Annotated in this window: 8 protein-coding genes and 1 pseudogene; 5 read left to right on the top strand and 4 right to left on the bottom strand. The window is 47.7% G+C overall.

Annotation, left to right across the window (positions count from 1 at the left end):
- Window positions 1-48 precede the first annotated feature (48 nt).
- A complete protein-coding gene (locus EZMO1_RS07655) occupies window positions 49-1,389 on the top strand; it encodes a transposase (RefSeq protein WP_145912517.1) in 1,341 nt (446 codons plus the stop codon).
- A 215-nt stretch (window positions 1,390-1,604) separates the two neighbouring features.
- On the opposite strand, the pseudogene EZMO1_RS07660 reads toward EZMO1_RS07655, so the two are convergent.
- Window positions 1,605-1,970: pseudogene (locus tag EZMO1_RS07660) on the bottom strand (transposase); the annotation flags it as partial.
- Window positions 1,971-2,272: 302 nt separating this feature from the next.
- Between EZMO1_RS07660 and EZMO1_RS07665 the strand changes: the two are divergent.
- Window positions 2,273-3,625, top strand: coding sequence for a sulfatase-like hydrolase/transferase (locus EZMO1_RS07665; protein WP_034874322.1), 1,353 nt, complete (start codon window positions 2,273-2,275; stop codon window positions 3,623-3,625).
- A gap of 86 nt (window positions 3,626-3,711) precedes the next feature.
- Here the strand turns inward: EZMO1_RS07665 and EZMO1_RS07670 are convergent, their stop codons facing one another.
- From EZMO1_RS07670 to EZMO1_RS07680, 3 genes are all read right to left on the bottom strand, one after another.
- The gene (locus tag EZMO1_RS07670) at window positions 3,712-6,150 is read right to left on the bottom strand and encodes a chitinase (protein WP_051789682.1); all 2,439 of its coding nucleotides are present in this window, start codon (window positions 6,148-6,150) and stop codon (window positions 3,712-3,714) included.
- 480 nt (window positions 6,151-6,630) lie between these two features.
- Window positions 6,631-7,992 (bottom strand): YjiH family protein, encoded by a 1,362-nt coding sequence (locus EZMO1_RS07675; protein ID WP_034874320.1) that lies wholly within the window; start codon window positions 7,990-7,992, stop codon window positions 6,631-6,633.
- 196 nt (window positions 7,993-8,188) lie between these two features.
- Window positions 8,189-8,875: a hypothetical protein gene (locus tag EZMO1_RS07680; RefSeq protein ID WP_034874318.1), complete on the bottom strand. Its 687-nt coding sequence runs from the start codon at window positions 8,873-8,875 to the stop codon at window positions 8,189-8,191.
- Window positions 8,876-8,987: 112 nt separating this feature from the next.
- On the opposite strand from EZMO1_RS07680, the gene ribF reads away from it, so the two are divergent.
- The 3 genes from ribF (at window position 8,988) to lspA (ending at window position 14,107) form a co-directional block, all read left to right on the top strand.
- Window positions 8,988-9,923, top strand: a complete 936-nt coding sequence (ribF, locus tag EZMO1_RS07685; RefSeq protein ID WP_034874316.1) for a bifunctional riboflavin kinase/FAD synthetase — start codon at window positions 8,988-8,990, stop codon at window positions 9,921-9,923.
- Between the two features lie 160 nt (window positions 9,924-10,083).
- Window positions 10,084-12,900, top strand: coding sequence for an isoleucine--tRNA ligase (gene ileS, locus EZMO1_RS07690; RefSeq protein ID WP_034874313.1), 2,817 nt, complete (start codon window positions 10,084-10,086; stop codon window positions 12,898-12,900).
- 691 nt (window positions 12,901-13,591) lie between these two features.
- Complete coding sequence (gene lspA / locus EZMO1_RS07695) at window positions 13,592-14,107, top strand: signal peptidase II (protein ID WP_034874311.1); 516 nt, start codon at window positions 13,592-13,594, stop codon at window positions 14,105-14,107.
- Window positions 14,108-14,112 lie beyond the last annotated feature (5 nt).

Here is a 14,112-nt window from a genome sequence, read left to right on the forward strand (position 1 = left end):
GAACTTTGAGCTAAATTTCATGCAGTACTCATTCACTGTCGTATTTCTATGCCTGCTAAGCAAGACAAAATTTTGGTCGATCGGTTAATCAATACTGTTCGCCAGCAAGCATCCCTAATACCTGATCATCGTCCCAATAATTGCAAGGAAAAAATTCTTCTCTCTGATGCAATAATGTCCGGTCTGGCTGTGATGCACATGAAATGCCCTTCACTTCTGAGCTTTGAGCATGAATGTAAAAATCCAAGGGTTGTTCACAACCTGCGCCAGATGTACGGCGTTCAGCGTATTCCCAGTGACACCCATCTGCGGGAGATACTTGACCCTATTGAAACTGATCATTTCAGGCCATTTTTCAAGTCACTCTTCTCTTACGTCCAGAGTTCGAAGTGGCTAAAAAAGTTTCAGTATTTTGAAGAAGGCTATCTGGCTCCAGTGGATGGTACAGGGCATTTCGCTTCAGGCAAGATTAGCTGCCCTGAATGTTGTATCAAAAAAGCCGATACTGATACCCCCCAGTATTACCACCAACTGTTGGCTATATGTCTGGTCAAGCCCGGACAAAAAGAGGTCTTGCCTCTGATGCCAGAGCCTATTACCAAGCAGGTCAATGCTTCTAAAAACGATTGCGAAAAAACCGCACTAAAGCGGTTGCTGGAAAACGTCTACAGAGAACATCCCAAACTAAAACTGGTACTGACATTTGATGACCTGTATTCAGATGGGCCGACGATAAAAATGGTCAAGTCTTATGGGTACAGCTTCATTATGGTGGCCAAGGACAGCGACCATGCGTCATTGGTTGAGGCGGTTGATACTCTGGATGCCAGGGGTGAGGTTAACCGTTATGAATACGTTGATGAGGACGGCTACCGGCACTGGTTCAGATACGTCAACAACGTTCCCATCAACAAGAGTCACAAGGATGTTCTGGTCAACTATCTGGAATATGTTGAGATTAGCCCCAAGGGCGAGAAATACACCAATGTCTGGGTAACAGATATCCAACTGACTGACGACAGCGTCACCAGAGTGATGCGCGGAGGCCGTGCGAAATGGAAGATTGAAAATGAAACCTTCAACACGCTCAAGACACAGGGTTACCACCTCGAACACAACTACGGACACGGCAAGGAGCATTTGGCTACAAACTTTGCCTGCCTGACGTTTACCGCCTTCCTTATTGATCAGATAGAACAGTTAGGGTGTTGCTTGTTTCAGAAAGCCTGGACGGCAAGCCACTCTAAAAAAGCGCTTTGGGAGCATATGAGAAGCCTGTTTCAGTGGTTTTTCATTGACTCTTGGCGAGACTTTTTTATGGCAATAATCTCAAGAACCTCTGAAGGAGTTGGTCATAATATCCGTTCTGTTATTCCAGATACTTCATAGCTGCCGGGGTGAGCCTGTGTCTGAGCGAAAAATTCATCCAGAATGTCAGCTTTGGGCTGAAGGTTGTTTGCTGCAAATCCGAAAAATGGTTCACCCTGCAGCAGGGTATACGTCTTAAGGCGTATATTTGTCGGGAATTGCTGGCTCTTTGTTATTACACGGCACTCGTCTATAAGTAATACCAATCTCAATAGAATAGCTAATTATTTGCCTCGTCAGTAAAATCTGTGGGTCACTTCTGGTTCGGGTAGCTTGCCAAGCGCATGATATAAAGCGATTTCTGCACATTTATAAGTTCTGAAGCCGTATGGCTTTCTCGTAGTGAGTTTTATCTTGGTATTCAGACCCTCTACAATGCCGCTGGAGAATGCTTTTTTTGCCCTGAACCAGTTCAGGATAAGAGGCCTGTGTCGTCGAACGGTTTTAGCTACTTTCTTCATTGGCTCTATCTTTGATCGCATAACCCTTGTACACCAACGATCCAGATATTTTCCTGCCCAGTGTGGTGAGATGTAGTCCCGGAATGCCTGAAACTCTTCTTTGAGCAGGTAGGCTCTGACGCTTTTCAGGTTGTACTGAAGCACGGTGTTTAATAGTTGTAATTAGCTTAGGATTTGTCTGAAAATAAGTTCCGTATTTCACTATCGCTTACCTCAAGCCATTACTGGCTGATGATTGCAGCAAATCGGGAAGTTATTTTTAGACGATTCCTTAGATAATTAATGGCTTTTAAATAAGAGTGTAAGATGTTGTTACAATGCAGGAAAGATTGCTTTAAATAGTTGCTTCAGGTCAAAGGAATGATGGCACTGGATTGTTGAGTTAGTACTACGGTGATAGTTTGCGGCTTTCTGTTATTTAATTGAAAATAATTGAGAGCACGATGCTTCCTTTATTAAAACGCACTCTTCCTGCTGCTGCGGCCAGTTTGATGCTGGCGACCAGCCCGGCTGTATTAGCTGAACAAACTCAGGACACTGAATCATTAAACTTTATCTGGATTGTTGCTGACGATCTTGGCTATGGTGATACGGGTTTTAATGGCTCTACTGAAATCCCGACACCGAATATGGATCGAATTGCCGATGCCGGTGTGGCGATGACCACTGCTTATGTGTCTGCGCCAGTGAGTGGACCTTCACGGGCAGGTTTTCATACCGGTCGTTACCAGCATCGCTGGGGATATGAAGGTAATGTTGGCCCTCAGGATCCGGATCTGCGCGGAACACCGACCGATATTCTGATGATTCAGGAATACCTGAAAACCCGGGGTTATCACACTGGTCTGGTGGGTAAGTTCCACGACGGTAAAGGCGAGCATTTCCAGCCATATAACCGTGGTTTTGATGAATACTTCGGCTTTAATAACGGTGCTTCTGCTTACTGGATGCAAACCAACAGGAACAATCTGATTTATCGTAATGATCAGCCTGTTGATGGCGAGCCTGAATACCTGACCGATGCCTTTGGTCGGGAAGCCGTTGATTTCATTAAGCGCAACCATGATAAACCTTTCTTCCTGGAAGTGTCGTTTAATGCCCCGCACGCACCGATGACAGCTCCTGATGATTATATGGAGAAGTTCGATCATCTGGGCAACCGTCAGACGCTGGCAGCCATGATTTCCAATATGGACGACAACATCGGTCGAATTCTGGATAAGCTGGAGAAAAAAGGCATTGCTGACAAAACCATGATCGTGCTGTTCTCTGATAATGGCGGCAAGTGGGAACATGGTGGTACCAACGGGCCTCTGCGCGGTGAAAAAGGTGGTACTTTTGAAGGTGCTATCCGGGTGCCGTTTACAGCCAGTCTGTCGGGTGTCATTCCTGCCGGAACCCGTTCCGATACGATGATCAGTGCGCTGGATCTGTTCCCGACCACTGTCAAGCTGGCAGGCGGCGAGATTGATCCGGAATGGAATCTTGACGGCAAGGATATTCTGCCGGTACTGAGCGGTGAAACGACTGAAAGCCCGCACGATCGACTGTTCTGGCGTTATAGCGACAGCTGGGCACTGCGTGAAGGCGAGTGGAAGCTGGTTCAGCACCGCCGTGAAGAGGCTGGTTTGTATAATCTGGCGGAAGACATTGGCGAGGAGAATAACCTGATCAATGAGTTTCCGGAAAAAACACGACAGATGCGTCAGACCTGGCAGGAAATCAGTGAAGAAGTAGGCGCTGCTGCCTGGGGACGTTTCCGTGGCAGAACGGATCGTCAGATGAGAGAGGGTTAATGGTTATCGTCTGCGAGCGGTTGCTTCTGCAACGACTCGCAGACGAATTAAAAGTCAGGTGACTTTTGACAGGTTAACTTTGGTGCTTAGTTGGACACTCTTTCCCAGGCATCCTTCCAGTAATTGCCTTTTCCGGGCATATAGTGTCGGGCACTTTGACCACACCAGCCGCTGAATGGGAACGGCTTGCATTCATAGTCTTTGCCATCAACAGTAACCCTTGATCCGCCATGGTAGACAGTGCCTTCTTTCCATGCAGGATAGTGCCCGCCGGAAGGCTGAACAGTGATGTGTTTGGTGGCATTACCCTGATTGCCCTGATCATCAGTGACTTCGAGACAAACCTGTATATCAAGGGAACTACTGGTTTCAGGACCTGTAAGAGTGATCGAATGCTTGTCATCTGCCACTGTGTAATCGACCCCTTTGGTGGCGATCCAGGCAAACGTCAGTTTATCAATGTCTGCATTCTCAACCTCTGCAGCAATAGATAATTCCTCTCCCGGAACAACTACATCGTCTCCCGCCAGAGAAACTTCAATATTACTTGAGCCGTTGTAAGGCTCAACAAGCAGGTTCATACCGTCCAGACTCTCGCGACCATGCGTGTCGGTAACGCGCAGCTGGAACCCATAACTTTTTGTTTCGCCTGTGGTTCTGGGGGGAACAATCACTTTGGCAATGGCTTGCTTATCGTCCTGAAGCTGGAGGTCTGAGTTGGCATCAATCATTGTCCATTGATACGCTAGCGTGTTTCCTTCACCGAAGGCTTTGGAATTACTGCCATTCAGCATAACGTCCAGAGGAGTGTTTTCATTGGCCATAACACGTTTGTCTTCACCCGCATCGGCGACAGGAGGAATATTGCCATCATCGTCTTTAATGACAACATTGAACTTGTCTTTCACGCATCTCATGTAGTCGCCTTCAACGAAAGCGCTGTACGGGGTCTGATAGCTCACCGGCTGACATTTGTAAGATAAGCCGTTGGGGTTTTCTCCGTCCCAGCTCCAGTCTTCTTCCCAATAGATGGCAATGGCACCGGAGCTTCGGGCATCAAACTGCCTCATGCCTTTGCATCCCAGTACTTCGCCACTAATGTCTACGCCGAATAGTTTGGCGAATTTTTTGTAATATTCAATGCGGTTTTTGGATTGCTGGACTTCTTCGCTGCCACCGCATTCAACACCGCCATTGATGATCATGGTGGTGGTACCAAAGCCTTGGGTCAGTCCGTTAATGTCATCCTCTTCACTGGGGATCCATTCACGATCGACCACACTTAACATATTAGGTTTGGGTGGCTGCGGAAATACATAAAAGAAAATCGCGCTGGCAAGGTTCAACCAGGTGTCTGCCACTTCTTCAGGGGCATTCAGCAGGTTATGTACATCGCCGAAGATAGACTGGGAAAAAGAACCATAGTTATAGTTGTAACTAAGCTGCTTGGCTCCCCGGCCAAAATAGCTTTTGTAGTTTTTTCCATCTGGAAATTTACCGCATGGGTAGGCTTTACCCTGCCATGTGTCTGGTGAACAGATGCCATAGCCATTCGCCATGCTTTCTGTCCAGCCCAGTTCTCTCAGGTAGTAGAGACCTTGTTGCCATTCTTCATATTTTCCCTGATTGGGTATATGCCCACCAGTCTCCTGAGTGAAGTGGGCAAACATGGTGACGAGGGCTCGTTTGCATACTGTATCAGACACTGATTCATGCTTATCTGTATAGGTTCTGCAGAAGGCAGGATACTTGCCAATGGCCATCAGGAAGTTTTGATAAGTGTATTGAGGGTTTCTCATCGGGAAAATATCTTCCCACACTTTGGCTGTGATGAATTTCTCTACCCGCTTCACGTTCTCCGGATTATCTGCATTGCCGGGTCTGATAGCATTCACTTGATCATTAGGTAGTGTCTGGATGGATTCTCTTGCCAGGCGAAACATCTTCTTCTCTTCCGCAATGGCAATTATGTTTCTTTCATCTCTTTCGATTTCTGATTTATGAATCTCATGAGGCTTGTCACTTGCAGCCTTATGCTTGCTGAGCAGGTATTTGTATTCCCGCTTTTTTTCTGCATAGCTTTTTGTCAAAGCAGTAAGCAGTCTGCCGGTGAGAGCCGCATGCATTGCGGTCTCATCATGCAGGTCAATAATGGGTCTGGTTTGTCGTCTTGTTGTCTGTGCAGTTGGGTCCCCGCCCAGCTCCTCTTTTCTCTTGGCGAAAAACTTTCCCATCTCATCTGAAACAACTTTGACAAGAGAGTCTATGTTGTAGGGCTCGGCACTAGACGTTGTTTGTTGATTGCTTTGAGACTCAAAAGTCTGTTGCAGCGAACCGCTGACGAGTCTTGCTTTTGCTTCAGTATGTATCTGGTGGATCAGAAAGTTATGCGCCTGTTGAAAGGCTTGTTCTTCCGTCAGTTGATAGCTACGCCCCGGGGCAGCGTAGGCTATGGGGTAGGTAAGCAGATACAGACATAAAACGGTAAATGCTTTATGCAGTGTAGAGAGGGATATATTCTTCATAAGAATACCTGAAAACAGAAAACCTGACTATCGCGTACAGATCAGTAGCGGGTTACTTGGTATCAATGATTTCTGACAGACTGAACAAGGTGCATTTAAGGACTGGTGATGAATTGTAATTGAACGGTTGAAAAGTGCACCGCTGTAAAATGTTCAAATCATGAATCAGAAAAAAATAGAGACATAGAACCAACTACATTATCTGTTTGATAAGCCAGTCAACATTGAAAATGTCTGGATGAATTGAGAATCTTTAACATTTCTTCACAAATGCAGTTCTTATTCTAGTCGCCATTTATGACCTGTTTTTTTTTCTCTGGCGATTCAATGTACTTTTTTTTAATTAGTTTATTTATTTGTCGAATCAATTGAGCATAAAAATATTAATATATATTTTTATTTATATTTTTGATTGTAGGAGGTAGTAAAAGGTTCAAGGTATACAGACATTGAACCTTGTAGGGTCGTTTATTTTAAAATTTAAAAAATAAAGTGAGCGAACAGAGTAATAACCGGCAGTGTAATAATGGTTCTGAGCAGGAAGATTACAATCAGTTCCATCAGGTTCAGAGGAATCTTGCTACCAAGGATAACGGCACCGGTCTCGGACATGAAAATCAGCTGGGTGACGGAGACGGCTGCAATCACAAAGCGGGTCATATCGCTGTCAATGGACGCTGCCAGAATGGACGGCACATACATATCGGCAAAACCCACCAGAATGGTCTCGGAAGCGGCTGCGGCTTCTGGCAGTTGCAGCATTTCCAGCAGTGGAATAAAGGGTGTTACCAGCAGGCTGAACAGCGGTGTGCTTTCGGCAATGATCAGGCCGATGGTACCGATGGTCATTACGGCGGGCAAAACACCAAACACCATATCCAGTGCGTTCTTCAGACCATGACGGGCAATGTCGCCCAGGCTGCTGATACTGGCGGCTCGTTTCAGTGCCAGTTCCAGACCGTAACTGAAAGCTATGTAACCTTCTGGAATCAGTTCGCTATCGGCATCACGAGAGGTGCCGTCTATAAACAGATCTTTCTTGTTGCTCAGAGGTGGAATTCTCTGCAGAACAATGGCAGCCAGAACACCGGACACACAGATAGACAGGTAGAACGGTACAAACAGATGTTGCAGACCAACCTGTGTCAACACCACCAGAGAGAAGGTGATACCCACCGTTGAGAACATAGAGGCAACAACAGTGGCTTCGCGCTGGGTGTACTGTTTATCTTCATACTGTTTATTGGTCAGCATGACGCCTACGGTGCCATCACCGAGCCAGGACGAAAGACAGTCTATTGCAGCCCGACCCGGCAGCCGGAATAACGGGCGCATGATTTTACTCAGTAGCGTGCCCAATAGTTCCAGAAGACCAAAGTTAAGTAACAACGGCAACAGCAGCCCTGCAAAGATAAAGGTCACAAACAGGGAAGGGAGGAGGTCGTGTAAAACCATGCTGCCGGTATCGGCTCCCCAGATCATTTCCGGCCCCCACTGGTTTAAAGTGGCAAGGGCAAACACCGCGGCAAGAACCCGAATCAGCAGCCATGCCGGTGATGTATTGAACAAGCTGTTAAACAACGAAGATCGTCTGGTCAGTTCTGGTTTCAGCAGGGAAGCCCACAGGGATACGACGGCTGTCAGGGTAATAACACCCGTCACCAGAGGCAACATGGCATCACCCAGCAGGCTTTTTAGTGTCTTTGCCATCAGAGCCAGGGGGAAACTCATTGCACCATCAATAAAAACCGGTGCCATAAAAAATAAAATGCCAGAAAAAGAAGGAATCAGGAACATCAGCATGTTCCGGCCTTCTGCGGCAGGTACTACATGATCACTCATTTATACGTCCGTGGAAGTGTGCTTCAAATCTGCGTGAATAAATATGCAGAAAAAATAGTTAAATATGTTGAGGTGGGCGATCATATAATTTGCCTTTAATGCTTTGCAATAATGGGAAGTATCGTGTTTTTAGAGTTGTTCAGTTTTTGTTTAATTATGCTTTTTTGTTAACAAAATAAGTTCACGTATTATCGTTTTAATACACAAATTTTCGGGAAAATGACACGCATATTTGGTTTAACTGCATGCTTTTGATCGAAGGGGTCTCTATGCATTCGCTGTAAAAGCGCATAAACAGTTCCGTATCAAAAACGTCTGAATAAGCCGCTTTGGTATGTGCGATCTGTTTGCACTCGTCTTCATCGCAGGAAAACAGTTTTCTCAGGTGCACCTCTACCGGCTCGAGAGCATCGTTGTTCGAAATCGCACGACCAAGTAGTTGCAGAAAGCGAGTGATGATCAGGTGCTCGTCACTTTCTTTCCAGTTCTCGGGAGGCTTATTGATGAAGTCTCGCCCTGGCAATAAATCGAACCATGCCGGTTTAAGGGCAGAGTGTGTAATTCGAGCAGCTTCAGGAAGGGGCGTGTTACTGATTTGAGAAACATATTGGTGCCACTCTTTATAGCAGGTGGTGGTAAGGGTGCTTAAGTCCTTATAGGATTTACTTTCTGCCAGAGGAGGCTGTGCTTTTTCTTTCAATACTTTTGAAATGACCTGATCCAAACCCAGAAAAACTTCCGTGGTCAGCTTATGATAAAGCATCTTAACCTCGTCGCTTAACTCGGGAGCGGCCATTGTCGGGCAGGGAAACAGTAGCAGATAAAAGCTGCAAACCATGTTTGCAGCGAAAATAACGGCATTTGCTTTGCTGGGTACTTTCATATTACCTCTAAACCTATTAATTTATGCCTCGTTAAGCATATCCCCCTGTGACCATTCAACCAGCTGGGATATAATCGACCATTTGCCAGCCTGAACGAGAAAAAGCCGCCCAATGCAGTTGATCCGCGGATTGCACAACATCAGACCAGAGCACCGGGCCTGTGTCGCGACCATAGGGAATTTTGACGGTGTTCATCTTGGGCATCGCACCATTCTGGAAGCACTGCGGCAGCAAGCCTTTGAGCTGGGTGTCAGGGTCTGTGTCATTACCTTTGAACCACAGCCCAGAGAGTTTTTTCAGGGGCATAACGCCCCTCCCAGGCTGACCAGCCTGCGGGAAAAACTGTCACTGCTTGAAGATTGTGGAGTGGATCAGGTGCTGTGCCTCCCTTTTGGACATCGCCTCCAGAACATGACGCCGGATGAATTTGTCATGGATATTCTGGTAGAAGGACTGGATGTTCGCTACCTGATCGTGGGCGATGATTTTCGCTACGGACTGAATCGGGCGGGTGATTTTTCTCACCTGCGGGCAATGGGCGACCGACATGGCTTCGAGGTTTGTGATACCCGCACTGTGACCCATGATCAGAATCGCATTAGTAGTACCAAAGTTCGAGGAATGCTGGCAGAAGCAGATCTGAACGCTGCTGAGCAGCTGCTTGGGCGACCATTTGCTATGTTTGGGCGAGTGGTGAAAGGGCAGCAGTTAGGACGTACGTTGGGTTTTCCAACGGCTAATATCCGGGTATGCCGGAACCGTCTGCCGCTGCAGGGTGTTTTTGCGGTTCGGGGCTGGCTGGAGTGTCATGGCTCCCTGAAAAGCTATGATGGTGTAGCGAATCTGGGCACGCGGCCAACCGTTGATGCTACAACTGCCCTGCTGGAAGTGCATCTGCTGGACTTCAAGGGTGACCTGTATGGTCAGACGCTGCGGGTTGAATTTGTTGAAAAGATTCGTGATGCCCGAAAATTTGAATCGATCGAGGCATTGCAGGCAGCTATCAATAATGATGTCACCACTGCCCGTGGCATTTTAGCTGTTTAAATAGCCCTGAGCTATTTAGAAAGCCTTGAGCTATCTAGAAAACCATGAGCGGAAAGCAGTCACCATGGAAATGAGCAACTGCTTCCTTAGTAATTATTCAAGCTTTAAGAATCCCTCTTAATGCTGACTGATGTGATGGTGAGATTCCGGTAACAAGACTATGACCGACTACAAGCACACATTGAACTTGCCAGAGACTGATTTCCCGATGCGCGGGAACCTGGCCAAGCGCGAGCCGGAAATGCTCAAACGCTGGTACGACATGAATCTGTATGAAGAAATTCGTAATGTCAGCCAGGGGCGTGACAAGTTCATTCTGCATGATGGCCCTCCTTACGCCAATGGTGATATCCATATTGGTCACGCCGTTAACAAGATTCTCAAGGACATCATTATCAAGTCCAAAACCCTGAGTGGTTTTGACGCACCTTATGTGCCGGGCTGGGACTGTCATGGTCTGCCCATTGAGCATAAGGTGGAAGGCATGCTGGGTAAGGCCGGCGATAAGGTAGACTTTAAAACCTTCCGCAAGAAGTGCCGTGAGTACGCTGCCAAACAGGTAGACGGCCAGCGTGAAGACTTTAAACGCATGGGTATTCTGGGTGAGTGGGACAAGCCTTACCTGACCATGGACTTCCAGACTGAAGCCGACATTATTCGTGCGCTCGGTAAAATCGCTGACAATGGTCATCTGGTCAAAGGTTACAAGCCGGTTTACTGGAGTGTTGTGGGTGGTTCTGCACTGGCTGAAGCCGAGGTGGAATATCAGGACAAAACATCGACTCAGGTGGATGTGCGTTATGCCGCTCTGGATGAAGCGGATTTGCTGTCAGCCTTTGATTTTGAACAGGGCGAACAGGGTGAAGGTGAAGTTGCTGTTGTGATCTGGACCACAACACCATGGACTCTGCCGTCTTCCCAGGCGGTAACGCTGGGTGCTGAACTGGGTTATGCCCTGGTGCAGTGCGAAGTGAATGGTGCACCTGCCCGCCTGATTCTGGTTGAAGAACTGCTGGAAAGCGCCATGGAGCGTTACGGCATGGAAGACTTCACCATTATCGCCCGTACGGTGGGTGCGAAGCTGGAAGGCAAGAAAGTAGCGCATCCGTTCTATGATCGTGAACTGCCGCTGATTCTGGGTGATCACGTGACCACCGATGCCGGTACCGGCTGTGTTCATACGGCACCTGACCACGGTGTAGACGATTTTAATGTCGGTAAAAAATACGGCATTGGCACCCTGAACTATCTGGACGACGCCGGTGTATTCCGCAGCAATGTAGAACGCTTTGCCGGTGAGCATGTTTACAAGGTCGATCCGCTGGTGGTTGATGTTCTGGTCGAGAACAGTCGTGTACTGGCTCAGTCCAAATTCCAGCACAGCTACCCGCACTGCTGGCGTACCAAAACGCCACTGATTTTCCGTGCTACCCCTCAGTGGTTTATCAGCATGGAAAAGGAAGGTCTGCTAAAAACGGCACAAGAATCCCTGAAAGATGTGAAGTTTACGCCGGACTGGGGTCGTAACCGTATGGAATCCATGCTGTCCCAGAGCCCGGACTGGTGTGTGTCCCGACAGCGTACCTGGGGTGTACCTATTGCACTGTTTATTCATAAGGAGACCGAAGAGCTGCATCCGGATACTTCGGCACTGATTGAACAGGTGGCTTTGAAGGTTGAGCAGGAAGGTATGGATGCCTGGTTCGATCTGGAACCGGCTGAAATTCTGTCTACAGAAGATGCGGATCAGTACGTTAAAGTCACCGATACTCTGGACGTCTGGTTTGACTCGGGTGTCACCCATTACTCGGTTCTGGATCGTCGTGAAGGCCTGCAGTCGCCAGCTGACGTTTATGTTGAAGGTTCCGACCAGCATCGAGGCTGGTTCCAGTCTTCCCTGAAGACCGGCATTGCCACAAAAGGGGTACCTCCTTACAAGCAGCTGCTGACCCATGGTTTTACGGTAGACGCTAATGGTCGCAAGATGTCCAAGTCTCTGGGTAATGTCATTGCTCCGCAGAAGGTCTTCAAGTCTCTGGGTGCCGACATCCTGCGTCTGTGGGTATCAGCTACTGATTACACTGCAGAAATGACGGTGTCGGATGAAATCCTGAAGCGTACGGCTGACAGCTATCGTCGTATTCGTAATACTGCACGATTCCTGTTGTCTAACCTGAGCGGATTTAATCCGGAGACCGACCTCGTTGAATGGGATGATATGCTGTCTCTGGATCGCTGGGCGGTGGATCGTGCCCTGAAGCTGCAAAGCGAAGTGATTGAAGCCTACGACAGCTTTAACTTCCTGAACGTGTATCAGAAAGTTCATCACTTCTGTGCGCTGGATCTGGGTGGTTTCTATCTGGATATCATCAAGGATCGTCAGTACACGACTCAGGCCAACAGTCTGGCTCGTCGCAGCTGTCAGACCGCGATGTATCACATTGCCCAGGCATTTGCCCTGTGGATTGCGCCAATCTGTACCTTTACTGCCGAAGAAATCTGGCAGGCGATTCCGGGTGAGCGCAGCAAGCATGTGCTGTTGGCTACCTGGTATGAAGGTCTGCAGGCATTGACTAACAGCGATGTGGACTGGGATTCTATTCTGGCCGTTAAAACCGCTGTGAACAAAGCACTGGAAGACACCCGTAAGGAAGGTGTGATCGGTGGTGGTCTGGAAGCGGAGGTCACTCTGTTTGCCAGTGATGAGCTGCTGCAGAAGCTTGGCCAGCTGGGCGAGGAACTGCGATTTGTTCTGATCACTTCCGAAACAGAGCTGAAGCCACTGGCAGAAGCCAAAGATGCCATGGGCACCGAGGTGGATGGCCTGAAAGTAGCTGTTGCCAAGTCTGAGCATGAGAAGTGTGAACGCTGCTGGCATCGTCGTGAAGACGTTGGCCAGATTGAAGCTCACCCAAGCCTGTGTGGCCGCTGTGTTGAAAACGTGGATGGTCAGGGCGAAGAGCGCCGTTACGCCTGATACCTGAACAGGTTATTAGCTTGTAAAAATGCCGGATAGCTTGGGCTATCCGGCATTTTTTTGCCTTGCTGAACTTTCTTTCTGAACCTTCTTTTTGAACTATGTAGCCTGAAGTCAGTCCTGGATGAGTGGATTTCAGTGCAAAAGCTGTGCTGAAAGTGGTTCATGGATGGTTACAGCGAACCCAAGTTTTATACCAATTCCGTCTTCTAAACATGAATTGCGCAGCCATTCCAAACCGCTGGTTCTGCGTCAGAACTCCTCGCAATAGCCAGTTATTACTCGTCGATCTTCCTTGCCCAGCGATTTGGATTGGCTTGCTCATGGTCATATTTAGAAAACGGAATTGGTATTATCGCTTCCAACGTAAAACTCCTTAGTTTGAGAGGGTGTCGCAAAACCCTCCATAAGCCGGTAATCCGGATTATAAAGTAGCTTTACCGGCTTTCGCATGATGACAAGGCCACAAATAAAGATTAACACTGCCCCACAGCTTGATTCTCTGGACTTTATAGTCATCAGTTTTTGATAAGAATTGTTCGCAAATTTGTTTTTCTTTGTAAACCCATTTACATTGCCACACAAAAACAGGTCAGGCTTTTCGGTTAATAACCATATCAGACAGGGAAAACTGACAATACTATAAAAAGTTATCTATTGCTCACTCATACGCTGGCAGGACAAGGGCTTTATGAAAGAAAAATCGACGGGAATGGTGCACTGGTTATGGTTGAGCCTGATTGTGGTGGTATTGGATCAGTTGTCCAAATACAGTGTGGTTGACAATTTTTACCTGTATGAACAGTTAACCGTTATTCCTTCCTTTTTTTCTCTGACCCTGGCCTATAACACCGGTGCTGCCTTCAGTTTTCTCAGCAATCAGGGGGGCTGGCAACGGTGGTTCCTGTCCAGTGTGGCGGTGATTGTCAGCCTGTTTCTGGTCAGCTGGTTACGCCGGATGGAAAAGGGGGAAGGTTGGCAGGCTTGTTCCATGGCTCTGATCCTGGGGGGAGCGCTGGGTAATCTGTACGACCGTGTTGTTCATGGTTACGTCGTTGACTTCCTTCTGGTGTACTATAAGGACTGGTATTTTCCATCGTTCAACGTGGCTGATGTTGCGATCACCATAGGTGCAGCTATGTTGATTCTGGATATGTTTCGTGATCTCTCCGGTCAGGAACGGAAAAAATCTGAAAATAACCCTTAACAGCC

Origin of the sequence: Endozoicomonas montiporae CL-33, from assembly GCF_001583435.1 — a bacterium.
GTDB lineage: Bacteria > Pseudomonadota > Gammaproteobacteria > Pseudomonadales > Endozoicomonadaceae > Endozoicomonas_A > Endozoicomonas_A montiporae.

Excerpts from the sequence above, each read along its gene's own strand:
- EZMO1_RS07680 (WP_034874318.1), bottom strand. The coding sequence starts at position 8,875 with ATGAAAGTACCCAGCAAAGCAAATGCCGTTATTTTCGCTGCAAACATG.
- EZMO1_RS07675 (WP_034874320.1), bottom strand. The coding sequence starts at position 7,992 with ATGAGTGATCATGTAGTACCTGCCGCAGAAGGCCGGAACATGCTGATG.
- EZMO1_RS07670 (WP_051789682.1), bottom strand. The coding sequence starts at position 6,150 with ATGAAGAATATATCCCTCTCTACACTGCATAAAGCATTTACCGTTTTA.
- ribF (WP_034874316.1), top strand. The coding sequence starts at position 8,988 with ATGCAGTTGATCCGCGGATTGCACAACATCAGACCAGAGCACCGGGCC.
- EZMO1_RS07665 (WP_034874322.1), top strand. The coding sequence starts at position 2,273 with ATGCTTCCTTTATTAAAACGCACTCTTCCTGCTGCTGCGGCCAGTTTG.
- EZMO1_RS07655 (WP_145912517.1), top strand. The coding sequence starts at position 49 with ATGCCTGCTAAGCAAGACAAAATTTTGGTCGATCGGTTAATCAATACT.
- lspA (WP_034874311.1), top strand. The coding sequence starts at position 13,592 with ATGAAAGAAAAATCGACGGGAATGGTGCACTGGTTATGGTTGAGCCTG.
- ileS (WP_034874313.1), top strand. The coding sequence starts at position 10,084 with ATGACCGACTACAAGCACACATTGAACTTGCCAGAGACTGATTTCCCG.